Origin of the sequence: Hamadaea tsunoensis DSM 44101 (genome assembly GCF_000428945.1) — a bacterium.
GTDB lineage: Bacteria > Actinomycetota > Actinomycetes > Mycobacteriales > Micromonosporaceae > Hamadaea > Hamadaea tsunoensis.
This window is the reverse complement of record NZ_AUAX01000005.1, coordinates 254,783-280,151: the sequence shown is the minus strand read 5'-3', so window position 1 is coordinate 280,151 and position 25,369 is coordinate 254,783. Positions and strand designations below refer to the sequence as shown.

The following is a 25,369-nucleotide window of genomic DNA, read 5'->3' as shown; positions in this document are numbered from 1 at the left end:
GGGTCAATGCGACCCGGCGCCCATCTTTCCTTCTTCCGCACCGGGGGAACCCATGAGCACCCGATCCCTGCGCCGCCCCCTCGCCGCCGCCGGCCTGGTGGTCCTGCTGGCCACCGGCGGCTGCGCGGCCTCGAGCGACAGCGGCGCCACGTCCAGCGACGCCGGCGCCCCCGCACCCGCGGCCCAGGCTCCGGGCGCCGACGAGAAGGCCGCCGGCGGCGGCACCGGCTACACCTCCGCACCGGGCGGCCAGACCGCGAATGACCCCGCCGCCTACGCCCGCTCGATCATCTACAACGGACAGATCACGGTACGCGTGGAGCACGTCTCCGACACCGCCACCCGCGTACGCACACTGGCGACGTCGTCGGGCGGCTTCGTCGGGGACGAGAAGAGCGACGGTTCACCCGGGCACGAGGAATCCACGCTGACGTTGCGCGTACCGGCGGACAAGTTCGGTTCGATCCTCGACGACCTGGCCAAGCTCGGCACCGAACTCTCCCGCTCCCTCAGTACGCAGGACGTCACCGACACGGTCGTCGACCTGGACGCCCGGATCGCGGCGCAGAAGGCCAGCGTGGACAGTGTCCGGCGGATGTTCACGCAGGCCAAGCAGCTCAGCGAGGTGGTCCTGCTGGAGAAGGAGCTCACCCAGCGCCAGGCCGAACTGGACTCCCTCATGGCCAAGAAGCGCCACCTCGACGACCTGGTGACCCTGTCCACGATCACGATCACCCTGGTCGGCCCGCAAACCCCCTACGTGCAGCCGAAAAAGGCGGACCCCACATTCCTCGGCGGCCTGTCCACCGGCTGGGACACGTTCGTCACGATGCTCAAGGTCGCCTCAGCAGTACTGGGCTTCCTCCTGCCCTTCCTACTGGTCCTGGCCGTAATCCTGGTCCCCCTGCTGGTCTGGCGCCGCCGCCGGAAGACTCCGCGGGCGAGCTCGGCCCTCAAGGATCAAGAGTCCACGGACTGACCCGCGGGTGGTTGCTTCCCCCGGTGGTTGCTGCCCTCGATGGGCGCTGCCCCCGGTGGTTGCTGGGAAGGTTATTGCCCGTTCGCCCTTCGGGCGAGACGAGGGCACATCGGCCCTTATGCAACGTCCGGCAGCACAAGATCCTCAAACGCTTCGCGCTTGCGGATCTTGCACTGCCGGACGTCGCGGCCGAGTGCGGGTCCCTGGGGCCGTTTAGAAGTAAGAAGACAGAGCAGCCAGCGCTGTGTGGACCATGGTCCGGACGCCGTAGCCGATGGCGCGTTCGTCCACGTCGAACCCTGACTGGTGGATGTCCATCCGCACCTCGGAGCCGGGAATCCCGGTGCCTAGGCGGATCATCGCTCCTGGTGCGTGGTCCAGGTAGAAGGCGAAATCCTCGCCGCCCATGCTGATCTCCGCCTCGACCACCCGCTCGGCACCCAGCGCCGCGCCGGCGGCCGCCGCGATCACGGCCGTCGCCATCCGGTCGTTGATCACCGGCGGTACGCCGCGCGTGTAGCGGACCTCGACGCCCGCGCCGGTGGCGGCGACGACGTCCTTGATCAGCTGAGTGATCAGCTCGGGGGCCTGCTGCCAGGCGTCCTTGTTGAGGATGCGAACGGTCGCCTTGGCCACGCCCTCGATCGGGATCGCGTTGGCGGCTTCGCCCGCGTGCACCGCGCCGAACACCATCGAGACGCCGGCCCGCGGGTCGACGCGGCGGTCGAGCAGAGCCGGGCCGTCCACGATGACGCGGGCGAGCGCGTGCACCAGGTCGGCGGTGAGGTGCGGGCGGGCGGTGTGGCCGCCTTTGCCGGTGAGGCGGACTTCGACGGTGTCGGCCGCGGCCGTGAAGGCTCCGGACCGTACGCCGATCAGCCCGACCGGCAGCTGCGGCGCGCAGTGCAGCGCGTAGATCGCGGCGACGTCCTTCATGGCCCCGGCGGAGATCATCTCCGGCGCGCCCGACGGGAACTTCTCCTCGGACGGCTGGAAGAGCAGCCGGACCCGGCCCGGCAGTTCGCCGCGCTGGTCCAGCTGAGCCAGGGCGAGCCCGACGCCGAGCAGTACCGTCGTGTGTACATCGTGGCCGCACGCGTGGGCGGCTCCGGAGACCAGCGAGCGGTACGGAACGTCCTTTGTGTCCGGCAGCGGCAGCGCGTCCAGGTCCGCGCGCAGCGCGATCACCCGGTCGCCGGAGCCGATGTCGCAGATCACGCCATTGCCGCGGGGCAAAAACCGCGGCTGCAGGCCGGCCACCGCCAATTCGCGCGCGACCAGGGCGGCCGTCTCGAACTCGTGACCGGAAAGCTCCGGATGCGCGTGAATGTGCCGTCGAATCGCTACGAGCTCGGCCCCTCGGGAGGCGAGCCATCGGTCCAGATGACCAGGCAACGGATCAGCCCCAGGCAAAGTCTCGGGCCAGTTCGACGTCAGCGTGCTGCCCTCGGGCAGCGTCAGCGCACTCGTCACGGCGTTTTCTCGATCTCGATCGACAGTGGGACAAACCTCGACAAGCCTAGCCCCAGACCGGTAACTCTGCGCAACGTCATTGCGGTAGCGATGACGTTGCACTGTGTCACGTCCTCCCAGGTAGGGAGATTTCATGGCTGTTTCGATCGCTGGCATGGCCCCTACACCTCTCACAACGCGTGACGGCTGTGGATGTGACGCACACCTGGTCCGGTCATGAAGTTTCACGCTCGTGCATCGAGGGGCGTCCGCGTCGCACAGGCGGTGCGAGCACCGAAAGAGTGATTAACTGAGCAACCTTTTGGATGTCATCGGTGCCCTTTCGGATGACCCCACGGAGTCCTGATATCCGCCGTAACTGTGAAGTTTCAGAACCGATCAGCCGGGCGGTAGGTCCCCCAGACGTCGCGCAGGGCGTGACACACCTCGCCCACGGTGGCCCGGGCCGCGAGCGCCTCCTTCATCGGATAGAGCACGTTGTCCGTACCCTCGGCCGCCTTCTTCACACCTGCCAGAGCGGTACGCACAGCCGCGTTGTCGCGTACCCGGCGGAGTTCGGCCAGGCGAGCGACCTGGGCCTCCTCGATCGCGGGGTCCACCCGGAGGGGCTCGTACGGCTCCTCCTCGTCCAGCGCGAAGCGGTTGACGCCGACGACCGTCCGCCGTCCGCCGTCGATCTCCTGCGCGACCTGGTACGCCGACGCCTCGATCTCCCGCTTCTGGAACCCGTTCTCGATGGCGTCCACCGCCGAGCCGTACGCGAACACGCGCTCGATGAGCTCGTTCGCGGCCGCCTCGATCTCGTCCGTGAGCGCCTCCACCACATAGGAGCCCGCGAACGGGTCCACGGTGGCGGTCAGATCCGTCTCGTACGCGAGCACCTGCTGCGTACGCAGCGCCAACCGGGCGGCCTTGGCGGTCGGCAGGGCGATCGCCTCGTCGAACGAGTTGGTGTGCAGGGACTGCGTACCGCCGAGGACGGCACCGAGGCCCTGCACCGCTACGCGGATCAGGTTGACCTCCGGTTGTTGCGCGGTGAGCTGGACTCCCGCGGTCTGCGTGTGGAAGCGCAGCATCCAGGATTTCGGGTCCTTGGCGCCGAACTCCTCCTTCATGATGCGCGCCCAGATCCGCCGCGCGGCGCGGAATTTGGCAACCTCTTCGAGCAATGTGGTCCGCGCGACGAAGAAGAACGACAATCGCGGCGCGAACTTGTCGACGTCGAGGCCGGCCGCGATGGCGGCGCGCACGTACTCGATGCCGTCGGCGAGCGTGAACGCGATCTCCTGCACGGGCGTCGCACCGGCTTCGGCCATGTGGTAGCCGCTGATGGAGATGGTGTTCCACTTCGGGATCTCCGCGCCGCAGTACGCGAACGTGTCGGAGACCAGCCGCAGCGACGGTTTCGGCGGGAAGATGTAGGTCCCGCGGGCGATGTACTCCTTGAGGATGTCGTTCTGGATCGTGCCGTTGAGCTGGTTGCCCGCGATGCCCGACTGCTCCGCGACAAGCTGGTAGAGCAGCAGCAGCACGCTTCCCGGCGCGTTGATCGTCATGCTCGTGGAGACCTTGTCCAGCGGGATGTCCCGGAACAGCACGGCCATGTCGTCGATCGAGTCGATGGCGACGCCGACTTTGCCGACCTCACCGTGGGCAATCGGTTCGTCCGAGTCATAACCCATTTGAGTGGGAAGGTCGAAAGCAACCGACAGGCCCATCGTGCCCGCATCGAGCAGTTGGTGATACCTGGCATTTGATTCGGCGGCCGTGCCGAAGCCCGCGTACTGCCGCATGGTCCAGGGCCGCGACGTGTACATGGTCGGATAGACGCCCCGCGTGAACGGGTACGCGCCCGGCTGCTCGTCGGACTGTCCGTGCAGGTCAGCGGGCCCGTAGACGGGCTTGATCTCGAATCCGGACTCGCTTAACCGACGTTCAGTCATACCGCCGATCGTAGGGGTAGGCACCCGGCCGGTGGATGAGGTCTTCCCCACAGGACCACCCGTACGCCCGCACGAATTTGCAGTAAGGAGCGATGATCAGCCCACACGGCTTTCGCTCGACCGGGATCTGCAGCAGAATAGGGCGATTGGCCGACCCGGCCCCAGGGTACGGCTGCGACCGGCCCCCGAGCCCGAGACAGATCCCTCAGCGAGACGGCGGCGAAGTGACTACCCCCATGCCCACAACCTGGAACAGCTCCCCAGGCGACGGACGAGCCGCCCCCGGGACCCTGATCGGCGGACGTTACTCACTGCGCACCGCGATCGGCACCGGTGGCATGGGCGCCGTCTGGCGGGCCTCCGACACCCTCCTCCGCCGGGAAGTGGCGGTCAAGGAGGTCGTCTGCCCGCCCGGGATGGCGTCGTCGGACCGCGAGGCGATGTACGAGCGGACCATGCGCGAGGCCCGGGCGGCGGCCGCGCTGGCCCACCCGAGCGTCGTCCAGGTCTACGACGTCGTGCACGAGAACGGCCGGCCGTGGATCGTGATGGAGCTGCTCGACGCGCGCAGCCTGGCTGACATGGTCATCGAGGGTGGCCCGCTGGCGCCGCGTACCGTCGCCAAGATCGGTGTCGCGCTGCTGGGCGCGCTGGAGGTGGCGCACGCGGCCGGCGTACTGCACCGGGACGTGAAGCCGGCGAACGTGCTGATCTGCGCCGACGGCCGATGCGTGCTGACCGACTTCGGCGTCGCCCGGATGCCCAGCGACGTCCAGCTCACCACGCCGGGCATGGTCCTCGGCTCGCCGCACTTCATCTCGCCCGAGCGCGCGATGGGCCACCCGTTCGGGCCGCCCAGCGATCTGTTCTCGCTCGGCGTCACGCTCTTCACGGCCGTCGAGGGCCGGCCGCCGTTCGACAAGGGCGACCCGCTGGCCACGATGCACGCCGTCGTCGAGGACCCGCCGGCCAAGCCGGTGCTCGCCGGACCGCTCGCCGACGTCCTGGCCGGCCTGCTGATCAAGGATCCCGCCCGGCGGTGGGACGTCCACCAGGCCCGTGCCGAGCTGCGCGAGCTGCTGGCCGGATCGCTGGCGCAGGCGCCGGCCGGCAACGCGTACACCGATCCGTGGGCCGTGGTGCCCGCCCAGCTGCCCGCCACCCGGCCGGCTGCCGCGAGCGAGGCCACCGGCGCCCACGACACGCTCGCCCCGGCGGGCCCCGCGCAGCCGAGCCCGGCCAAGCCGGGCAAGCAGGTCGGCGGCCGTGCGCTGCTGGCCACCGGCGCGATGCCGGGTGTGAGCGTCCCGCAGGACGCGACCAGCGCGATGCCCGCGCTGGACCGGCCGCGCAAGAGCCCGCTCGCCGCGTTGGGCGGTCTGTCCCGCAACGTCCGGCTCGGGCTCGTCGGCGGCCTGGCCGTCGTCCTGCTCGCCGCCGGGATCATCGCCGTGAGCAAGATGGGCGGTTCGGGCACGCCCGCCGCGAACGGCGCGTCCACCGGCCCGTCGGTCGAGCCCTCGCCGAGCGTCGCCGGCGACATCTACCAGGGCAGCGGCTACTCGGTGATCCTTCCCGACGGCTGGAAGCCGAAGAAGGCCGGCTCCTACATCCAGGCCGAGGACCCCAGCGACAGCGGCCACTGGATCCGGCTGATCGTCAGCAACGGCAAGGACGCCGACAAGATCCTCTCCAGCGGCGGCAGCCGGCTGAGCAAGTCCGGCTGCGAGGACCTCTACCAGGAGGTCGATACGCGCGACATCCAGCTCGCGGGGGCCGCCGGCTCCGAACTCGAATACCTGTGCACGCCCAAGGGCGGCAAGCAGCGCCACGGCCTGTGGCGGGCGGTCGCGATCGACGGCAAGGTCTACCAGATCTACCTGTCGACGTGGCAGAACGACTACGACGCCATGAAGACCCTGTTCGACGCGTCCACCTCGACGTTCCAGGTCAAGGCCGCCTGACCGGGGCCGGTGACCGGTCGGCCCGGCCGGTCACAGGGCAACTTCGCCGACCACTGCGACCAGGGCGTCACACTGTGCTAGAAATCGCCCATGAGCGACCACACCGTCCTGGACCCCGCGCTGGCCGACCGCGTACGCGCCTGGATCGATGACGACCCCGACCCGGCTGCCCGGGCCGAGCTGCAGGCCCTGCTCGACACGGGTGCCGCGGCCGAACTGGCCGACCGGTTCGCGGGGCCGCTGATGTTCGGCACGGCCGGGCTGCGGGGACCGCTGCGGGCCGGCCCGAACGGCATGAATCTCGCCGTCGTCCGCCAGGCCGCGGCCGGCCTGGTCACCTGGCTGCTCGCGAACGGGACCACGGCCGGCGAACCGCTCGTCATCGGCTACGACGCCCGGCGGGGCTCACACGAGTACGCGCTGGAGACGGCCCGGGTCGCCACCGGTGCCGGCCTGCGGGCGCTGGTGATGCCCCGCAACCTGCCGACTCCCCTGCTCGCCTTCGCGGTACGCAAGCTCGGCGGCTGTGCCGGCGTCATGGTGACCGCGTCGCACAACCCGCCGAACGACAACGGGTACAAGGTGTATCTCGGGGCGCGGCTCGGTGGCCCGCTCGGCGCCGGTGCGCAGATCGTCCCGCCGGTCGACGCCGAGATCTCGGCGCGGATCAGTGCCGTGACGAGCCTGTCCGGCGTACCTCTCGGCGACGACGGGGAACTGCTGGACGAGTCGATCGTCGAGAGCTACGTCGCCGCGGCCGCCGCCACGGTGGATCCCGACGGGCCGCGGGACCTGGTGATCGCGTACACGCCGATGCACGGGGTGGGCGGCCAGGTGCTCGTCGACGCCTTCGAGCAGGCCGGTTTCGCCACGCCGCAGGCCGCCCCGGAGCAGTGGGTCCCGGACGGCACCTTCCCGACGGTCTCCTTCCCGAACCCGGAGGAGCCCGGCGCGATGGATCACGTCATGGCGCTGGCCCGCCGGATCGACGCAGACATCGCCATCGCGAGCGACCCGGACGCCGACCGTTGCGCGGTGGCCGTTCCGGCGCCGAACGTGCCCGGCGGCTGGCGGATGCTGCGCGGGGACGAGGTCGGCGTACTGCTCGCCGACCACCTCATGCGCAAGGGCCGGCGCGGCACGTACGCGTGCTCGATCGTCAGTTCGTCCCTGCTCAAGGCGATGACCGCCGAACGGGGACTCGGGTACGCCGAGACCCTCACCGGGTTCAAGTGGATCGTCCGGGCCGCCGACGATCTCGCCTTCGGTTACGAGGAGGCGCTGGGCTACTGCGTGGACCCGGGCAGCGTACGCGACAAGGACGGCATCTCGGCGGCGCTGGTCGTGGCCGAACTGGCGGCCGGGTTGAAGGCGGAACTGCGCGGGCTGACCGACCGCCTCGACGAGCTCGCCGAGCACTTCGGCCTGTACGCGACCGACCAGCTCGCGGTACGCGTCGACGACCTCACCGAGATCTCCGACGCGATGGCCCGGCTGCGGGCGAAGATGCCGGCGACCCTGCTCGACGAGAAGGTGACGTCGGCCGAGGACCTGCTGCCCGAGGCGGACGTCGTCATCCTGCGGACGGCCGACGCCCGGGTCGTCGTGCGCCCGTCGGGCACCGAGCCGAAGCTCAAGGCGTACCTCGAAGTGGTGGAGAAGGTCGTGGACGGCGACATCGCGGCGGCGCGCGAGCAGGCGGGCGCCGCGCTGACCGCGCTGCGCACGGAGATGGCCGCCGCGCTGGGAATCTGGAGTGTCCATCCGTGAAATACATATCCGGTAGGTTGTGAGCCCGTGGACGTACACGTCGTAGATCATCCGCTCGCCCAGTCCCGGCTGACCGCCATGCGGGACGGCGGGACCGACTCGGCCTCCTTCCGGGCGGCGCTGCACGAGCTGAGCACCATGCTGGCCTACGAGGCCGCGCGGTCCTTCGCCGCCGAGAAGTACCCGATCGAGACGCCGGTGGCGCCGACCGAGGGCACCCGGCTGGCGAACCCGCCGCTGATCGTGCCGGTGCTGCGGGCCGGTCTCGGCATGGCCGACGCCGTCCTCAACCTGCTGCCGGAGTCCTCGATGGGCTTCGTGGGGCTGGCCCGGGACGAGCACACGTTCGAGCCGCGGGCCTACATGGAGTCGCTGCCGGCCGACCTGCGCGGCATTCCGGTGCTGGTGCTCGACCCGATGCTGGCCACCGGCGGCTCGCTGGAGCACTGCGTACGCCTGCTCACCGACCGGGGGGCCACGGACATCACGGTGCTCTGCGTGATCTGCGCGCCCGAGGGCATCGAGCGGCTGTCCCGGTCCGGCCTGCCGATGCGGCTGGTGACGGCGAGCATCGACGAGCGCCTCAACGAGAAGATGTTCATCGTGCCGGGCCTCGGCGACGCCGGCGACCGCCAGTTCGGCGGCATGCCCCGCTTCTGACCCCGCTTCAAGATCCCACTCAGGCAAGCCCCCAAGATCCCGTTTGGATCATGGTTTCGCACGTAATCTTGGTCCAAGATTCGGGTGATTTCCCTGATCCAAACGGGATCTTGGGGGACATTCGCGCAAGATCGTCGGGGTTGATCGCGGACGGGTAGGCTTTCGGGCATGACAGTCGCGACCACCCCCTCGGCCGCCACCCTGGCCGAGGTGACCAGGTCGAACGCGGCCCTCCGGGCGTTCCTGCACGGCCTGCCCGGCGTGGACAAGGTCGGCGCCGACGCGCGCGCCGCCACCCTCGGCACCCGCTCGATCAAGACCACCGCCAAGGCCCTCGCCATCGACCTGGCGATCAGCATGGTCGACCTGACCACGCTGGAGGGCGCCGACACTCCCGGCAAGGTCCGCGGCCTGGCCAACAAGGCCCTGCGCCCCGACCCGCTCGACCCGACCTGCCCGCCGACCGCCGCGGTCTGCGTCTACCCGTCGATGGTCGCCGAGGTCGCCCGGGTCGTGAAGGGCAGCCCGGTCAAGATCGCCTCCGTGGCCACCGCGTTCCCGGCCGGCCAGGCGTCCCTCAAGGTCAAACTTGATGATGTACGCGACGCGGTGCGGGCCGGTGCCGACGAGGTCGACATGGTGATCAACCGAGGCGCCTTCCTCTCCGGCCGGTACCTCGAGGTGTTCGAGGAGATCGTGGCGGTCAAGGACGCCTGTGGCGACGCCCGGCTGAAGGTCATCATGGAGACCGGCGAGCTGGTCACCTACGACAACGTACGCCGGGCCTCGTGGCTGTCGATGCTGGCCGGCGGCGACTTCATCAAGACCTCGACGGGCAAGGTGCAGCCGGCCGCGACGCCGCCGGTCACCTTGATCATGTTGGAGGCCGTCCGCGACTTCCTGGCCGTCACCGGCCGCAAGGTCGGCGTGAAGCCGGCCGGCGGCATCAAGACCAGCAAGGACGCGATCAAGTACCTCGTGCTGGTCAACGAGACGGTCGGCGACGGCTGGCTCGACCCGCACTGGTTCCGCTTCGGCGCCTCCTCGGTCCTCAACGACCTGCTCATGCAGCGGAGCAAGATGAAGACCGGGCACTACTCCGGCCCCGACTACGTGACCCTGGACTGATCATGAGCATCTTCGAGTACGCCCCGGCCCCCGAGTCGCGGGCGATCGTCAGCCTCAAGCCGTCCTACGGGCTGTTCATCGGCGGCGAGTTCGTCGACGGGTCGGGCAGCTTCAAGTCCATCTCCCCGTCCAGCGAGGAAGTGCTCGCGGAGGTCGCCGAGGCGTCCGAGGCCGACGTCGACCGGGCCGTCGCCGCCGCCCGGAAGGCGTACGAGCAGGTGTGGGGCAAGATGTCCGGCGCCGAGCGGGCCAAGTACCTGTTCCGCATCGCCCGGATCATCCAGGAGCGCGGCCGCGAGCTGGCGGTGCTGGAGTCCCTCGACAACGGCAAGCCGATCCGCGAATCCCGGGACGTCGACATCCCGCTGGTCGCCGCGCACTTCTTCTACTACGCGGGCTGGGCCGACAAGCTCGATCACGCCGGGTTCGGCGCGAGCCCGCGTCCACTGGGCGTGGCCGGGCAGATCATTCCGTGGAACTTCCCGCTGCTCATGCTGGCGTGGAAGATCGCGCCCGCACTGGCCTGCGGAAACACGGTCGTCCTCAAGCCGGCCGAGACCACTCCGCTGACCGCGCTGCTGTTCGCCGAGATCTGCCAGCAGGCCGAGTTGCCGCCGGGCGTGGTCAACATCCTCACGGGGGCCGGTGCCGCCGGCGCCGCTCTCGTGGCCCACCCGGACGTCGACAAGGTCGCCTTCACCGGCTCGACCGAGGTCGGGCGGATCATCGCGCGTACGGTGGCCGGCACGAACAAGCGGGTCACGCTGGAGCTGGGCGGCAAGGCGGCCAACATCGTCTTCGAGGACGCGCCGGTCGACCAGGCGGTCGAGGGCATCGTCAACGGCATCTTCTTCAACCAGGGCCACGTCTGCTGCGCGGGCTCCCGGCTGCTGGTCCAGGAGTCGATCTCGGAGGAGGTGCTCGAGTCGCTCAAGCGGCGGATGAGCACCCTGCGCGTCGGCGACCCGCTGGACAAGAACACCGACATCGGCGCGATCAACTCGGCCGAGCAGCTGGCCCGCATCAAGGAGTTGACCGCGGCCGGCGAGCAGGAGGGCGCCGAGGCCTGGTCGCCGCCGTGCGAGCTGCCGAGCCGGGGCTTCTGGTTCCGCCCGACGATCTTCACCGGCGTCTCGCAGGCCCACCGCATCGCGCGCGAGGAGATCTTCGGCCCGGTGCTGTCGGTCCTCACCTTCCGTACGCCGGCCGAGGCCGTCGAGAAGGCGAACAACACGCCGTACGGGCTGTCGGCGGGGATCTGGACCGAGAAGGGCTCCCGGATCCTGGCCGTCGCCGACCAGCTGCGGGCCGGTGTCGTCTGGGCCAACACGTTCAACAAGTTCGACCCGACGTCGCCGTTCGGCGGTTACAAGGAGTCCGGTTACGGTCGCGAAGGCGGCCGGCACGGCCTGGAGGCGTACCTTGCCCACTAAGGATGCTCAGCCCGCCCGGCTGGCCGTACGCAAGACGTACAAGCTCTTCATCGGGGGCGCCTTCCCGCGCAGCGAGTCCGGGCGCAGCTATGTCGTCTCCGACGCGAAGGGGAACTTCGTGGCCAACGCGGCCCAGGCCTCCCGGAAGGACGCCCGCGACGCGGTGCTCGCCGCGCGGGGTGCCGTGGCGAAGTGGTCCGGGGCGACGGCGTACAACCGGGGCCAGATCCTCTACCGGATCGCCGAGATGCTGGAGGGGCGCCGCGACCAGTTCATCGCGGAGCTGCGTACCTTCGGGCTGTCGGCGGCCGCCGCGGTGTCCGAAGTGGACGCGTCGATCGACCGCTGGGTCTGGTACGCCGGCTGGTCCGACAAGATCGCGCAGGTGGTCGGCGGGGCGAACCCGGTCGCCGGACCGTTCTTCAACCTGTCGGCCCCGGAGGCGACCGGCGTGGTCGCGATCGTGGCCCCGGCCGAACCGGCCCTGCTCGGGCTGGTCGGCGTCGTCGCACCGGCGATCGTCACGGGCAACACCGTCGTCGTGGTCGCCTCGCCGGACCGGCCGCTGCCCGCGATCACCCTGGCCGAGGTGCTGGCCACCTCCGACCTGCCCGGTGGCGTGGTGAACCTGCTGACCGGCAGCCCGGCCGAGATCGCGCCCTGGCTGGCGTCGCACGCCGACGTCAACGCGCTCGACCTCACCGGCGTGACCGACCACGGGCTGGCGAAGGAGCTCGAGGTCGCGGCGGCGGACACCCTCAAGCGCGTGGTACGCCCGGCCGCCGTGGACTGGTCCGCCGACCCCGGCATCGCCCGGATGACGGCGTTCCTGGAGACCAAGACGGTCTGGCACCCGAAGAGCTTCGAAGGCGCCAAGGGGTCGGCCTACTGACGCCCTAGGGGTCGTTTTCCGGGGAAGCACCGATTCGGCGAGGCCGTCGCCGTGGCTAGCTTGATCATGTGAGTGTGCTCGACATCGCGCGACTCCAGTTCGCCACGACGACGATCTTCCATTTCCTCTTCGTGCTGCTGACTCTGGGTCTCGTCACCCTGCTCGTCGTCCTGCAGACCGCCTGGCTGATCACGCGCAAACCCGCGTACGAGCGCCAGGTCCGGTTCTGGGGCCGGCTCTACGTGATCAACTACTTCCTGGGCATCGCCACCGGGATCGTCCTGGAGCTGCAGTTCGGCCTGAACTGGAGCGGCCTGTCGCACTATCTCGGCAACATCTTCGGCGCACCGCTGGCGATGGAGACCATCCTCGCCTTCTTCCTCGAATCCACGTTCCTGGCACTGTGGATCTTCGGCTGGGGGCGGCTCAACCGCTTCGTCCACACCGCCCTGATCTGGCTGATCGCCGCGACGGCGTACCTCAGCGTGTTCTGGGTGCTGGCGAGCAACTCGTTCCTGCAGCATCCGGTCGGGTACACGCGGTCGGCGGACGGCGTACTGCACCTGACCGACTTCGGCGCGCTGTTCACCAACCCCACCTTCGTCATGGCCGTGCCGCACGTCGTGTTCGCCGCGATCACCACCGGCGGTTTCGTCATGGCCGGCATCAGCTCGTGGCACCTGCTCCGGCGTACGCGGGAACTGGAGTTCTTCCGGAAGTCCCTGCGGCTCGGCGTGGTGACCGCCTTCGTCGGCATCGTCATGACGATCGGGGCCGGCTTCGCGCAGTTCAAGCCGGTGGGCGAGGTGCAGCCGACCAAGCTCGGCGACGATCACGCCAAGGCGGCGGCGGTCGCGGACTTCACACACCGGTTCGGGCCCGGCCACTACCAGATGCCGACCTACGGCAGCGTCGGGCTCGGTTTCATGATCCTGATCGCGTTCGGCCTGTTCTTCGTCGGTGCCCTCATCCCGCTGTTCTTCCGGGACTGGATCATCCGGCTGAAGTTCCCGCTCGTGCTGCTGCTCCTGGCGATCCCCCTGCCGTTCCTGGCGGCGATCTTCGGCTGGCTGGTACGCGAGGGCGGCCGGCAGCCGTTCGCGGCGTACGGCGTACTGCCGCTGGACCAGGCGATCACACCGGGCGGCTCGACGGGCTCGATGCTCACCAGCTACCTGATCTTCACGGCGGTCCTCGTCGCGCTGGCGGTGACGGACTGGGTGCTGATCGCCCGGGCCGCCCATCGCGGGCCGGTCGAGCCCACGCCCGACGCGCTCACCGCACTGGCATAGGAGGTAGTCATGCTCATCGTCTTGGCCGTGATGTTCACCGGCTACTTCCTGCTCGGCGGGCTCGACTACGGCGTCGGGATCATGGCCCGCGACCGGGCCGAGATGAACAGGGTCGCACCGTTCTTCCTCGGCAACGAGGTCTGGCTGGTCGCCGCGGCCGGGCTGCTGTTCGGCGCGTACCCGTGGAATGAAGGCGAACTGCTCGGCGCGTACCGCGTGCCGGTCTGGTTCGCGCTGGGCGGTGCCGTGCTGGTCGTGGCCGCGTACGGGCTGAGGATCTTCAAGCCGGGCGGCGCGCTGGACGGGGTCGCGCGGGTGGGTGCCGTGGTGGCCGCCCTGGGTTGGGGTGCATTTCTCGGCGCGGTCTGGCAGGGCGGTGAGTTCCGCCTCACACCCCTGGTGATGGCGAGCTCGGTCGGCCTGCTGGCCCTGCTCTGCGCGCACGGCTGGGCCTTCCTGCGGCGGCGCTGGCTGCTGCTCGCGGCGACCTCGATGACGGTCGTGGCCGCGGTCCTCCTCGCGGGCAGCGCCGTGACCTGGCACGCCGCCGACCGCGAGTCCGTCGCGGTGATCGCGCCGGTGGTCATGGTGGCCCTGCCGGTCCTCATCGCGGTGCAGGCGGTCACCTGGTGGCTGTTCCGTACGCGACACCCCAGCGAGGCGAAGCAGCCGGTCTGAGCGGCGTCTGCTGTACTGCGTCTGATGCGTCCGTTCGATCCGCGCCTGTTGCGCGCCGTGCCCGCGGCCCGGCGTGACGCCGCCGCGCTCGCTCTGACCGGCGGCGCCACCGCGGTGACGATCGTCGCGGTGGCGTACGCGCTGGCCCGCACCCTGGCCGCCGCGGCGGAGGGCCGGCTGGACGGGGTGGCGCTCGCCGGCTTCGTCGTCGCCCTCGTGCTGCGGGCCGGGTGCACCGCCCTGAGCGGTCTGGCCGCGGCCCGGATGGCGGCGACGGTCAAGGCTCAGCTGCGGGCGGATCTGCTCGGCGCGGTCGGCGAGCGCGGCCCCGGCTGGCTCGCCGGCCAGCGCGCGGGCGAGCTGGCGACGCTGACCGGGCGCGGTCTCGACGCGCTCGACGGCTACTTCACGGGTTACCTGCCGCAGCTCGTGCTGGGCGCGACCGTGCCGGCCGCGGCGGTGCTGACCCTCGCCCTCAGCGACCTGACCAGCGCGATCATCGTGCTGGTCACGCTGCCGCTCATCCCCGTGTTCGGCATCCTGATCGGCTGGCAGACCCAGGCCGCCACCGAGAAGCAGTGGCGGCGCCTGCGGCACCTGGGCGGGCACTTCCTCGACATGGTCTCCGGGCTGCCCACGCTACGTGCCTTCGGTCGCGCCCAGGCCCAGGTCTCCGCCGTACGCGCGATGGCCGACCAGCATCGCGTCGCGACCATGAAGACGCTGCGGATCGCGTTCCTCTCGGCGCTCGTCCTGGAACTGATCGGGACGATCTCGGTGGCGCTGGTCGCCGTCCCGGTCGGCCTGCGCCTGCTGTCCGGCAGCCTGACGTTGTCGACCGCGCTGCTGGTGCTGCTGCTGACCCCGGAGGCGTACGCACCGCTGCGCGCGGCCGGCAGCAAGTTCCACGCGAGCATGGAAGGGCTGACCGCGCTCGACGAGGCGTTCACCCTTCTCGCTCCGTCAGAGGTCTCCGTCTCCGTCGGTCAGGCCGTTGTGGCGGCGCCCTCGGCCATCGTCCTGAGCGGGGTCGGCGTGGCGTACGAGCGCGGGCCGGCGCTGGTCGACGTCGACCTCACGATCAACGCCGGCGACCGGATCGCCCTCGTCGGTCCCAGCGGCGGCGGCAAGAGCACGCTGGTCGGACTGCTCCTCGGCTTCGTACGCCCGACCGCCGGCACGGTCACCGTCGACGGCATCGATCTGTCCGAACTGGACATCGAGCACTGGCGCCGGCGGCTCGCCTGGGTTCCGCAGCGCGCCCACCTGTTCGCCGCGACGCTCGCCGAGAACATCGCTCTCGGCACCCCCGGCCTCGACCGGGCGGCGATCGAGGCGGCGGCGCGGTCGGCGTACCTGGGGGACGTGATCGACGCGCTCCCGCTCGGCCTGGACACCCCGCTCGGCGAACGCGGCGTCGGCCTGTCCAGCGGCGAACGGCAGCGGCTGGCCCTGGCCCGGGCGTACGCGCGTACGGACGCGGACCTGATCCTGCTCGACGAGCCGACGGCCCGCCTCGACGGCGGCAGCGAGCAGGCGGTGATCGAGGCGACCGCCCGGCTGGTCGAGGGCCGCACCGCGATCTTCGTAGCCCACCGGCCGGCCATGCTCGACCTCGCCACCCGCGTGATCGAGGTCGTCGACGGCCGCGTACGCGAGAAGGTGCTCTCATGATCTTCCGGTTGGCGAGGCCGGTGGCGGGACGGTTGCTGGGGGCGGTGCTCCTCGCGACCGCGACCGAACTCGCCGGGCTGAGCCTGATGGCGACGGCGACCTGGTTGCTCATGACGGCCGCCGGGCAGCCGCCGGTCGCCTCGCTGACCGTGGCCATCGTCGCCGTACGCGCCCTCGCCATCGCCCGCGGCGCCCTGCGCTACGCCGAACGCCTGGCCTCGCACGACGCCGTACTCCGGATCGTCACGACCGTACGCGCGCGCGTCTTCGCCGCCCTCGTGGACCGCCCGGCCGAACCGGTACGCCGCGGCGACGCCCTGGCCCGCATGGTGTCCGATGTGGATGCCGTCCAGGATCTCGTCGTCCGCGTCTGGATCCCCGCCTGCGCCGGTACGCTCGCGAGCGCCCTCGCCGTCACCGGTGCCGTCCTGATCGACCCGTGGTGCGGGGTCGTCCTCGGGGCCGGGCTCGTGCTCTGCGGCGTAGTGCTGCCGGTGCTGGCGTACCGGCTGGCCGCGACCTCCACCCTGGCCGCGCTCCGCGCCGAGTACGCCGTCGCCTCCCTCGATCTCGTCCACGGCGCCGCCGACCTGGCCGCGTACGGGGCCCGGCCGGCGTACGAGGCCACGGCGGCGTCGATCTCGGACGCCCTGGCGCGACTGGAGAAGCGGCTGGCGTTCCGGGCCGTCCTGGTCGACCTGATGGGCTCGCTGATCATGGCGCTGACCGCATTCTCGGTGATCGCCGCGGCCCACGCCGCCGGCGTACCGGGCGTGTGGATCGGGGTCCTCGCGGTCGGCACGATCGCCGCCGGGGAGGTCGCGCTCTCGCTGACGGCGGCGGCCCGGCGCCGCGCGGAGATCGCCGGAGCCCTGGACCGCCTCCGCCCCCTCCTCACCACCGCCGCCGCCCCCACCGCTGACGGCCGCGCCGCCTCCGGCGGCGACCGCCAAGATCCGGTTTGGATCACGGAAAACCACGTGATCATGGCCCAAGATTCGGGTGATTTCCCTGATCCAAACCGGATCTTGGGGGCGCCCGGCAGGCCCGGGTTGCTGGAGGTGGAGGGGGTTTCGGTGCGGTACCGGCCCGCCGGACCACCCGCGCTCGCGGACTTCTCGCTCACCCTCGCCCCCGGATCGACGACCGCGCTCGTCGGGCCGTCCGGTGCCGGCAAGTCCACCGTCCTCGCCCTGCTCTCCGGTGCCCTGCGCCCGGACGAGGGCCAGGTCCGCTACGACGGCCGGCCGCTGCCCGAAGACGCGTACGCGACCGTCGGCGGCCTCTTCGCCGATGCGGCGGTCTTCCACGCGAGCATCGCCGAGAACGTGACCCTCGGCCGGCAGGCCACCGAGCCCGAGCGCCGGGACGCCGCCCGCGCGGCCGGCCTGCTGGACTGGATCGAGGCGCAGCCCGAGGGCTGGAACACGATCGTCGGCGAGGACGGCACCGCGATGTCCGGCGGTCAGCGCCAGCGCCTGACGCTGACCAGGGCGCTGCTGCAGGCACCTCCGGTCGTGCTGCTCGACGAGCCGACCGAGGGCCTGGACCCCGCGCACGCCGACACCGTGCTCCGCGACGTGCTGGAATTCCTGCGCGGGCGTACGGTCGTGCTGGTGACCCACCGGACGGCGGAGACCGCCGGATTCGATCAGGTGATCCGAATCGGTACTGCGCGGGAAACAAGCCCGGCCGCATAATGAGGGATGGTCGCTCAGGACAGCCCGCTCATCCGGCGGATCCGCGAATCCGTCATCGGTGACGATCAGGTCATGTGGGGTCCCTACGGCCCCCGTCGGGTGACCTACGCCGATTACACCGCTTCGGGTCGCGCGTTGTCCTTCATCGAGGACTTCATCCGCGACGAGGTACTCCCCCGTTACGCGAACACACATACCGAGTCGTCGGGCACCGGGCTGCAGACCACCCGTCTGCGCGAGGACGCCCGCCAGATCATCCGCGACGCCGTGGGCGGCGACGAGCGTACGGTCGTGATCTTCGCGGGCTCCGGCACCACCGGCGCCATCGACAAGATGATCGGCATCCTGGGCATCCGCCTGCCCGCCGAACTCGACGACCGCTACTCGCTGCGCGAGCACATCCCGGCCGCCGAGCGCCCGGTCGTCTTCATCGGCCCGTTCGAGCATCACTCCAACGAACTGCCGTGGCGCGAGTCCATCGCCGACGTCGTGGTCATCCCCGAGGACCACGACGGCCACATCGACGTCCAGGCTCTCGAAAAAGCCCTCCAGGAGTACGCCGAACGGCCGCTCAAGATCGGATCGTTCTCGGCGGCGTCGAACGTGACCGGCATCGTGAGCGACACCCACGGCATCTCCGACCTGCTGCACCGGTACGGCGCCCTCTCGTTCTGGGACTTCGCCGCCGCGGCCCCCTATGTGGACATCGAGATGTACGGGCGGTGCACGAAGCACCCGCTGGCGTACAAGGACGTGGTGTTCATGTCGCCGCACAAGTTCGTCGGCGGTCCGGGCACCCCCGGCGTCCTCGTCGTACGCCGGGAGCTGCTGACGAATCGCGTACCGACGGTGCCGGGCGGCGGGACTGTCGACTACGTCAACACTTTTGAGCACCACTACCTGGCCGACCCGGCCCACCGCGAGGAGGGCGGCACCCCGGCGATCGTCGACGACATCCGGGCCGGGCTGGTGTTCCAGCTGAAGCAGGCGGTCGGCGCCGACGTGATCCGGGCGCGCGAGGAGGACTTCCTGCACCGGGCGATCGCGTCCTGGCAGCACAACCCGCATGTGCAGATCCTCGGCAACACCAGCGCCGAGCGGCTGTCCATCGTGTCCTTCGTCGTGAAGGGACCCTCCGGACGTTACCTTCACCACAACTTCGTGGTGGCGCTGCTGAACGATCTGTTCGGCATCCAGTCCCGCGGCGGCTGCTCCTGTGCGGGGCCCTACGGCCACCGCCTGCTCGGCATCGACCTCGCCCGGTCGCACCAGTTCGAGCAGGAGGTGCTCAAGGGCTGCGAGGGGATCAAGCCCGGCTGGGTGCGGGTCAGCTTCAACTACTTCATCTCCGAGACCGTCTTCCGCTACATCGCCGAGGCCGTCCATCTCGTCGCCACCTACGGCCACCGGCTGCTGCCGGAGTACCGGTTCGAGGCGCGTACCGGGCTGTGGCGGCACCGCGAAGGGGTCGTCGAGCCGCCGCTGCGCCTGGGCCGCCTGCGCTACGACGCCGCCGGGGAACTGCGCTGGCCGGCCCAGCACGAGCGGGCGCCCGAGTCGGCACTCGACGACTATCTCGAAACAGCCCGGAGCCTGTTCGACAAATTCGAGGACCGCCCCTACGCCGACGGGACCGCCGGGGCCAGGGTCTCCGCGGGTTTCGAGGAGCTTCGCTGGTTCGAGCTGCCCGACGAATGCCTGCTCTGACCCTGGTACGCCGCAACGCGTACCACTGGCGGAGCCGGGCGCACGCGCGGCCGGGGGAACGACTAGGGTTGTGCCCTGAGTCACGACGGTTGGTGCGTGACTCCGGCACCATCGGACAGCGACAAGCGTCGGACAGCGAACGCAGGAGGCCGCAGTGGCGGAGGAGCCCACCGAGTTCTGGAGCGGGTACGCGATGGACCCGGTCGAGATCGCCCTGCCCGCGGGCAGCGGTTTCACGCTGCGCGCCTACCGGACGTCGGACGCGGTGACGCCGACCGACGTCTCGGAGCGCGAGCCCGAGGAGAACCCGTTCGCGCGCAAGCCCGACGAGCCGCTGGAAGACGAGGACCTGCCCGACTTCGACGAGGACGAGCTCACCCGCCAGGCGCTGGGTGAGGACTCCGACGACGCGGACAAGGCCGCCGGCAAGGGCGACACGAGCGTCGACCTCGAGCCGGTCACCGACGAGGACTCGGCCGACGACGCCGAGGACGCGGCGGAGACCGAGGAGGAGCCGGCCGCCGACGCCGAGGAGGTCCCGCTCTTCCTGTCCCACAAGGGCAAGGTCCTGATCTTCAAGTCGACCGAGGGCCTGCTCGACTTCGTCAAGTCGGACGCCCCGCACGACCTGCGCCAGCTCGCCGAATGGGACGAGTTCGCCGAGGCGGTCACCGCCGACGAGATCGAGCCGGCCGAGGACGACGCCTACGAGCTCGACCTCGTGGTGGAGAACCTGCGCGGCGGTCACGACGCCTGGGACGCCCCGTTGCTGCTGAGCGCCGGCGAGGTGGCCCGCGACCTCGCGTACGCGTTGCGCCTGGAGACGGTGCTGACCATGCTGTCCCCCGGTTCCCCGCTGGACGATCTCGACGAGGCGCTCCGGGCGGCATCGGCCGGCGGCATCGGCGGATTCATGGCCAAGCGCCGCATTCGTAAAATCGGTGCACAACAGGCGAGCCTCGGCTGGCGTACGGTGATCGGCAAGATCTCCAGCGCCGTGGACTGGCGCGACTGAGCATCGCAAGGCAGCATCAAAGCTTGGCACACGACAGTCCCGGGAGGAGATCGACGCCGTGGCGCTCGTTCGCGTGTATTGCGGTTTGGCTTCGGCCGACACAGGGGTCGCCGGTGACGACGGATGGCTGACCGCGGCCGTCGTCGACGACTCGGGCCGCCTGCTCGACGTCTGCGAGATCGGCGACGACGCCAACGGGTACGCGACGCTGAGCGCCCTGCTCGCCGAGCGCTCCAGCGCCCCCTCCGGGGTCGCGGTCGCCGCCGACAGCGATGACCACCTGCTGACGATGCTGCTCACCACCGCCGGCCGATCGCTGGCGGTGGCCGACGACGACGCCGCGGACGACTTCGCCGAGCGCTTCGCCGACGACGACTCGGCCGACGAGATCGAGTCGGCCCCGGCCGAGCGGCGCGCGGTCGGTCTCGCCCGCGCCCTGCAGGCGGGTGCGCTGTCCGCCCAGGCCGGTCCGGCCCCCCGCGACCTCGCCGGGCTCAAGCCGGTGCTGGCCGCGCACACCGCACTCGCGTACGGCCGGCACGGCACCGCGGGCGCCCTGCGGGAGGTCCTCCGCGAGCTCTACCCGGCGGCCCTGCGGGCGTACCCGGACCCGGCCGAGCACCTCTCGCTGGCGATCCTCGACGTCCTGCCCGAGCCCGGCATGCTCGCGGCCCCGGCCGGCCGCGGCCGCGAGGTGCTGACCGTCGACTCGGTGGCCGCTCAGGTCGCCACGGCCGGTGTCACCGACCACGCCACCGCCACCGAAGCCGTCACCGCCCTGCGGGTGGCCATCGCCGAGACGCCGCGCCGCGGCGGCGTGAGCAAGCAGATCACCGCCGCGATCGCCGAGACCGTCCGGCAGGCCGTCGCCGCCGTGCGCGCCTGCGACGCCGCCTGCGCCTCGCTCATCCAGACCATCGCCGACCGGGTCTCCTCGCCGGGCGCGGCCGCACCGGTACCGCCACCCGCGAAACCGCTGCGCCGGACGGCCGCCGCACCGGCGTCCGCACCACCCGCGGCCACGCTGCCGGCGCCCGTACCGATGCCGCTTCGGCCGGTCCGCGAAGAGGTACAGGCCCCGACCCGGATACCGGCCTCGCGCCGGGCCCGGTCGCCCCTGAACCCCGTCGCCGCCGCACCGGTCTCGCCCGCGCCTGTCGCACCCGTCGCGCCCCTGCCGCCCGGCTTCGAGCCGACGCCGGCGGTCGGCGTACCGGTGATCCAGCCGCCGCGGCAGCCGCAGCAGGTCAGCCAGCCGGCGCACCCCCGGCCCGTCGCGCAGCCCAAGACCCAGCCGCAGCCGGTCGCCACCACCACGGTTGCGCAGCCTCAACCGCAGCCGGTGCAGGGGGGCACGGCCGCCGTGCCGGCCCAGCGCGGCCCGATCGACGACGGCCCCCGGACCACGACGCCCGCCGAGGTGGGTGCGCCGTTCGTGCCGACCCTGTCGCAGGCCGCCATCCACAACGCCCGTGCCGAGCGCCTCACGTCGCCGGGCGAGCCGGCCGGCTCCGCCCTCGACGAGCAGGGTGCCGGCATCGGTGCCACGGAGATCGTGCTGCCGCTCACCCGGCCGGCGCCGTCCGCCGAGCCCGCCGGCTCCCGGTCGTCCTGGCCGTTGATCGGCGACCGCGACGAACGGGCCGCCGTGTCCGGGCCGCCGGCCTACGAACCGCCCGCGTACCAGGCGCCCTACGAGCCGGTCGGCTTCGACCGCGGCTACGAGGAACGCGGCTACGAAGAGCGGGGTTACGAGCGCGACGGCCGCGGCCGGGATCCGCGCGACCGCGACGTCCGCGACACCCGCGATCCGCTGGACGTCCGGGACGGTCGCGACGCCCGGGACCGGGACGCCAGAGACCGGGATGCCCGGGACAGAGATGTCCGGGACCGGGACGGCCGGGGCCGCAACGGTTACGACCGCGGCTACGAGAGCGGCGGCTTCGAGGGCAGCGGCTTCGAGGCCAACGGTTACGAGGCCAACGGTTACGGGGCCAACGGCTTCGGGCCGAACGGATACGAAGCCAACGGGTCCAACGGCTACGAGGCGAACGGCTACGACACCGGCGGCTACGACAAGGTCACCCCGCCGTGGCTCGCCGACGATCTGGTCCTGCCCGAGCCTCCGCCGCTGCGCCTGGTCGACGCCAGCGCCCTGGAGGAGCCGCTGAGCGTACGCGCCGCCAACCGGGGCGGCTCGCCCGTCGTGGACGACGGCGACGGCGACCTGCTGATCTTCTCCACGATCCGGTCCGCCTGGTTCACCGGGCACCCCGAAGGGGACGCCCCCGAGGACAACGGCGACGAGCCGACCTGGAACTCCGAAGTCGACCTCGGCTGGCGGGCCGCCGAGAGCGCGGCCAGCCCCAGCTTCGCCGAGGAGACCCGGGCCGGCCTGCCGAAACGCGTACCGCAGGCCAATCTGGTGCCGGGCTCGCCGATCACCACTCCCGACCGTTCGCTGCGCATAGTGCGCGACCCGCAGCGCCTCGCCCAGCACACCTCGGGCTACTTCCGGGGCTGGCGGCGCGGCCAGGAGGTCAACGGCTACGCCGTCGGCGGCCGCCCGGGTCGCGAATCGGCCGGCGGCTGGGACTTCAGCCGCGACACCGACGACCGCGAAGACTACGGCTACCGCACAGCCAATTACGGCCGGTAACTGCTCCCCCTTGTTCAGCCCTTGTCGTGAGGTTCTCCACACGGCAAGGGCTTGACCTTGTACTGCCTGGCCAGAGAGCATACGCGGGCAGTAGTAGCAGTTCGGAGGCGTACATGAGAGTCACCCGACGCGGATTCCTCACCATGGGAGCCGCGGTCGCGGCGGGCTCGGCGCTCACGGCCTGTGATGTCATGACCGACTCCAGTGCCGCGACAACCACCCACAAGGTGCTGAGTACCGACCCGATCCGTATCGGCGTCAGCCTGGAGTTGTCCGGGAGCAACGCCGTCTTCGGCCGCCTGCAGGAGCGGGCGGTCGGCATCGCGCTGGCCGACCTCAACGTCGACGGCGTACGCGTCGGCGACGTCTACCGTCGCCTCGACGCGATCGTGCTGGACAACCACGGCGACGCCGGCCAGGCGACGTTGGTCGCCCGGCAGTTCGCCGAGCAGGGCGTGTCCGCGATCATCGGCGGCATCACGGCCGAGACCGCGTTCGCGACGCTGGCCGTCGCGGAGGACCGCCGCGTGCCGTACCTGTCGCTGTGCGGGGCCGATGCGATCTCCATTCCGCTGACGACGCGGAAGTTCACCTACAAGCTGGCCCCGAACGCGTCCGACATCGCGACGACGCTGGCCCGCGACATCCGCTCCAGCGGCCTCAAGCGCGTCGTGGTGATGTCGGGTACCGACACGCTGGGTTCGGACGGCCTGCGCGCGATGACGGCCGCTCTCGACGCCGCCGGGCGTACGCTCAGCGACAAGGTGACGCTGCCGTCGTCGGGCAAGGACTACTCCGGTGCCGCCGCCCGGGCCGTGGACACCCATCCGCACGCGATCGTGGTGTGGGCCGGCCCGTCGAACACGGCGCGGGCCGTCAAGGAGCTGCGCGGCGTGAACACCACCGCCAAGATCTACCTGCCGACGGGCGGGGTGGACGACGACACCCTGTCCACCGACAACCAGCCCATCATGCAGGGCGTACGCGTCGCGTACCCGGCGGTGCTCGGTGGTGCCCCGTTCCTGGCCAACGGAGCCAGTGCCCGGGCGACCCGCAGCTTCATCAACCGGTACACGCAGCAGTTCGGCTCGTTCAGCGGCTGCGCGCCGTACGCGGCCGACGCCCTGTCCCTCGTCGCGGCGGCGGTACGCCGGGCGTCCAGCGTCGAACCACGGCGGCTCCGGGGTGCTCTGGAATCCACGCCATACGAAGGAGTCGCGGGCGCGTACGGGTTCAGCCCGATCGACCACGGCGGCATGTCACCCGACGTGCTGGCGATGTTCGTCGCCCAGCGCCACACCTGGATCCGCCTGTAGCCCGCTCGGCGAGACGCCGGCTCGGCAAGACGCCCGGGTCGGCAAGATCTGAAGAAGCCCGGTCCATCAGGACCGGGCTTCTGTCGTCGTATCGCCGGGACGCGTCAGGCGGGGATGCCCTGTCGCGTACGCCGCATGCTCAGTACGTACTCGACCAGCGAGATCAGCACCTGCTTGGTGGACTCACGACCACGGGCGTCGCACGTGACGACCGGCACCTCGGGCGAGATGGCGAGCGCGTCGCGCACGTCCTGCGCCGTGTGGTACTGGGTCCCGTCGAAGCAGTTGATCGCCACCAGGTACGGCAGCTTGCGGTGCTCGAAGAAGTCGATCGCCGCGAAACAGTCGGCGAGACGACGGGTGTCGACGAGCACGACCGCGCCGATCGCGCCGCGGACCAGCTCATCCCACATGAACCAGAACCGCGTCTGGCCCGGCGTACCGAAGAGGTACAGGATGAGGTCGCGGTCGATCGAGATGCGGCCGAAGTCCATGGCGACCGTGGTGGTCGTCTTACCCGGCACCTGGCGCGTGTCGTCGACCCCGACGCCGGCTGACGTCATGATCGCTTCCGTCGTCAGCGGCGTGATCTCTGAGACCGAGCCGACCAGCGTGGTCTTACCCACGCCGAAGCCACCGGCGATGACGATCTTCGCCGAGGTCACCCGTCCAGGGTTGGGACGGTGCGACATGTCAGAGCCTCCGAAGTCCACTCAGCACCCTTTCCAGCAATTCAGTGCCTACTGCGTCATTGGTCTCGAATGAGGTGGGCTCATAGACCGCGACGAGACCGTCTGCGGCCATGTCCGCGATGAGCACGCGCGCCACACCCAGCGGAAGCTGCATCCGCGCCGCGATCTCCGCGAGGGATTGCAACCTACCGTCGCACAACGACGCGATGTGCTGGTGTTCGCGGCCGGTCGAGCCCTTGGACGCCGAAGACGACCGGCCGCGCATGGTGGTCTCGACCAATGCCTCGATCGCGATGTCCAGCCTGGGCCGGGTGCGACCACGGGTAACGGCATACGGCCGAACCAGCGCGCCGGTCGGCTCATCTCGTTCAACCATCAGCCGTTCACCCCCTTT

19 protein-coding genes are annotated in these 25,369 nt (G+C 70.7%); 15 read left to right on the top strand and 4 right to left on the bottom strand.

Going from position 1 to position 25,369, the window contains the following annotated elements:
- Positions 1-52: 52 nt before the first annotated feature.
- Positions 53-979 carry a DUF4349 domain-containing protein gene (locus G401_RS44915; protein ID WP_034591267.1) on the top strand — a complete coding sequence of 309 codons (927 nt, stop codon included), beginning with the start codon at positions 53-55 and terminating at the stop codon, positions 977-979.
- A gap of 213 nt (positions 980-1,192) precedes the next feature.
- Here G401_RS44915 and G401_RS0111395 read toward each other — a convergent pair whose 3' ends face one another.
- Together G401_RS0111395 and G401_RS0111390 are read right to left on the bottom strand one after the other, a co-directional pair.
- On the bottom strand, positions 1,193-2,452 hold the full coding sequence (locus G401_RS0111395; protein WP_027342622.1) for an amidohydrolase: 1,260 nt from the start codon (positions 2,450-2,452) through the stop codon (positions 1,193-1,195).
- A gap of 368 nt (positions 2,453-2,820) precedes the next feature.
- A complete protein-coding gene (locus G401_RS0111390; protein ID WP_027342621.1) occupies positions 2,821-4,395 on the bottom strand; it encodes an acyl-CoA mutase large subunit family protein in 1,575 nt (524 codons plus the stop codon).
- A 236-nt stretch (positions 4,396-4,631) separates the two neighbouring features.
- Between G401_RS0111390 and G401_RS0111385 the strand changes: the two genes are divergently transcribed.
- From G401_RS0111385 to G401_RS0111320, 14 genes are all read left to right on the top strand, one after another.
- Positions 4,632-6,359 carry a serine/threonine-protein kinase gene (locus tag G401_RS0111385; RefSeq protein ID WP_034591265.1) on the top strand — a complete coding sequence of 576 codons (1,728 nt, stop codon included), beginning with the start codon at positions 4,632-4,634 and terminating at the stop codon, positions 6,357-6,359.
- A gap of 90 nt (positions 6,360-6,449) precedes the next feature.
- A complete protein-coding gene (locus G401_RS0111380) occupies positions 6,450-8,129 on the top strand; it encodes a phospho-sugar mutase (RefSeq protein WP_034591263.1) in 1,680 nt (559 codons plus the stop codon).
- A gap of 27 nt (positions 8,130-8,156) precedes the next feature.
- Positions 8,157-8,789 (top strand): uracil phosphoribosyltransferase, encoded by a 633-nt coding sequence (gene upp, locus G401_RS0111375; protein WP_027342618.1) that lies wholly within the window; start codon positions 8,157-8,159, stop codon positions 8,787-8,789.
- A 168-nt stretch (positions 8,790-8,957) separates the two neighbouring features.
- Positions 8,958-9,917 (top strand): deoxyribose-phosphate aldolase, encoded by a 960-nt coding sequence (gene deoC / locus G401_RS0111370; protein WP_027342617.1) that lies wholly within the window; start codon positions 8,958-8,960, stop codon positions 9,915-9,917.
- An 8-nt stretch (positions 9,918-9,925) separates the two neighbouring features.
- On the top strand, positions 9,926-11,350 hold the full coding sequence (locus G401_RS0111365; protein ID WP_027342616.1) for an aldehyde dehydrogenase family protein: 1,425 nt from the start codon (positions 9,926-9,928) through the stop codon (positions 11,348-11,350).
- The gene (locus G401_RS0111360) at positions 11,340-12,242 is read left to right on the top strand and encodes an aldehyde dehydrogenase family protein (protein ID WP_027342615.1); all 903 of its coding nucleotides are present in this window, start codon (positions 11,340-11,342) and stop codon (positions 12,240-12,242) included. Before G401_RS0111365 ends, G401_RS0111360 begins: the two co-directional genes overlap by 11 nt.
- 68 nt (positions 12,243-12,310) lie before the next feature.
- Positions 12,311-13,534 carry a cytochrome ubiquinol oxidase subunit I gene (locus G401_RS0111355; protein ID WP_027342614.1) on the top strand — a complete coding sequence of 408 codons (1,224 nt, stop codon included), beginning with the start codon at positions 12,311-12,313 and terminating at the stop codon, positions 13,532-13,534.
- 9 nt (positions 13,535-13,543) lie between these two features.
- Positions 13,544-14,212, top strand: a complete 669-nt coding sequence (locus tag G401_RS44910) for a cytochrome d ubiquinol oxidase subunit II (RefSeq protein WP_051366489.1) — start codon at positions 13,544-13,546, stop codon at positions 14,210-14,212.
- Between the two features lie 24 nt (positions 14,213-14,236).
- Positions 14,237-15,886 (top strand): thiol reductant ABC exporter subunit CydD, encoded by a 1,650-nt coding sequence (cydD, locus tag G401_RS0111345; RefSeq protein WP_034591261.1) that lies wholly within the window; start codon positions 14,237-14,239, stop codon positions 15,884-15,886.
- The gene (gene cydC / locus G401_RS44905; RefSeq protein ID WP_084557067.1) at positions 15,883-17,586 is read left to right on the top strand and encodes a thiol reductant ABC exporter subunit CydC; all 1,704 of its coding nucleotides are present in this window, start codon (positions 15,883-15,885) and stop codon (positions 17,584-17,586) included. The genes cydD and cydC overlap by 4 nt, the downstream gene beginning before the upstream one ends.
- A 6-nt stretch (positions 17,587-17,592) precedes the next feature.
- The gene (locus G401_RS0111335; RefSeq protein WP_027342612.1) at positions 17,593-19,293 is read left to right on the top strand and encodes an aminotransferase class V-fold PLP-dependent enzyme; all 1,701 of its coding nucleotides are present in this window, start codon (positions 17,593-17,595) and stop codon (positions 19,291-19,293) included.
- Positions 19,294-19,447: 154 nt separating this feature from the next.
- Complete coding sequence (locus tag G401_RS0111330; protein WP_027342611.1) at positions 19,448-20,308, top strand: hypothetical protein; 861 nt, start codon at positions 19,448-19,450, stop codon at positions 20,306-20,308.
- 58 nt (positions 20,309-20,366) lie between these two features.
- On the top strand, positions 20,367-22,967 hold the full coding sequence (locus tag G401_RS55720) for a hypothetical protein (protein WP_027342610.1): 2,601 nt from the start codon (positions 20,367-20,369) through the stop codon (positions 22,965-22,967).
- A gap of 113 nt (positions 22,968-23,080) precedes the next feature.
- Positions 23,081-24,283 carry an ABC transporter substrate-binding protein gene (locus G401_RS0111320; RefSeq protein ID WP_084557063.1) on the top strand — a complete coding sequence of 401 codons (1,203 nt, stop codon included), beginning with the start codon at positions 23,081-23,083 and terminating at the stop codon, positions 24,281-24,283.
- 104 nt (positions 24,284-24,387) lie between these two features.
- Here the strand turns inward: G401_RS0111320 and G401_RS0111315 are convergent, their stop codons facing one another.
- Positions 24,388-24,975, bottom strand: coding sequence for a GTP-binding protein (locus G401_RS0111315; protein ID WP_027342608.1), 588 nt, complete (start codon positions 24,973-24,975; stop codon positions 24,388-24,390).
- 1 nt (position 24,976) lies between these two features.
- A complete protein-coding gene (locus tag G401_RS0111310) occupies positions 24,977-25,351 on the bottom strand; it encodes a DUF742 domain-containing protein (protein ID WP_027342607.1) in 375 nt (124 codons plus the stop codon).
- Positions 25,352-25,369 lie beyond the last annotated feature (18 nt).

Coding starts and splice junctions, on each gene's coding strand:
- G401_RS0111380 (WP_034591263.1), top strand. CDS start 6,450: ATGAGCGACCACACCGTCCTGGACCCCGCGCTGGCCGACCGCGTACGC.
- G401_RS0111320 (WP_084557063.1), top strand. CDS start 23,081: ATGAGAGTCACCCGACGCGGATTCCTCACCATGGGAGCCGCGGTCGCG.
- cydD (WP_034591261.1), top strand. CDS start 14,237: ATGCGTCCGTTCGATCCGCGCCTGTTGCGCGCCGTGCCCGCGGCCCGG.
- G401_RS0111335 (WP_027342612.1), top strand. CDS start 17,593: ATGGTCGCTCAGGACAGCCCGCTCATCCGGCGGATCCGCGAATCCGTC.
- G401_RS44915 (WP_034591267.1), top strand. CDS start 53: ATGAGCACCCGATCCCTGCGCCGCCCCCTCGCCGCCGCCGGCCTGGTG.
- G401_RS0111385 (WP_034591265.1), top strand. CDS start 4,632: ATGCCCACAACCTGGAACAGCTCCCCAGGCGACGGACGAGCCGCCCCC.
- G401_RS44910 (WP_051366489.1), top strand. CDS start 13,544: ATGCTCATCGTCTTGGCCGTGATGTTCACCGGCTACTTCCTGCTCGGC.
- G401_RS0111390 (WP_027342621.1), bottom strand. CDS start 4,395: ATGACTGAACGTCGGTTAAGCGAGTCCGGATTCGAGATCAAGCCCGTC.
- G401_RS0111315 (WP_027342608.1), bottom strand. CDS start 24,975: ATGTCGCACCGTCCCAACCCTGGACGGGTGACCTCGGCGAAGATCGTC.
- cydC (WP_084557067.1), top strand. CDS start 15,883: ATGATCTTCCGGTTGGCGAGGCCGGTGGCGGGACGGTTGCTGGGGGCG.
- deoC (WP_027342617.1), top strand. CDS start 8,958: ATGACAGTCGCGACCACCCCCTCGGCCGCCACCCTGGCCGAGGTGACC.
- G401_RS0111310 (WP_027342607.1), bottom strand. CDS start 25,351: ATGGTTGAACGAGATGAGCCGACCGGCGCGCTGGTTCGGCCGTATGCC.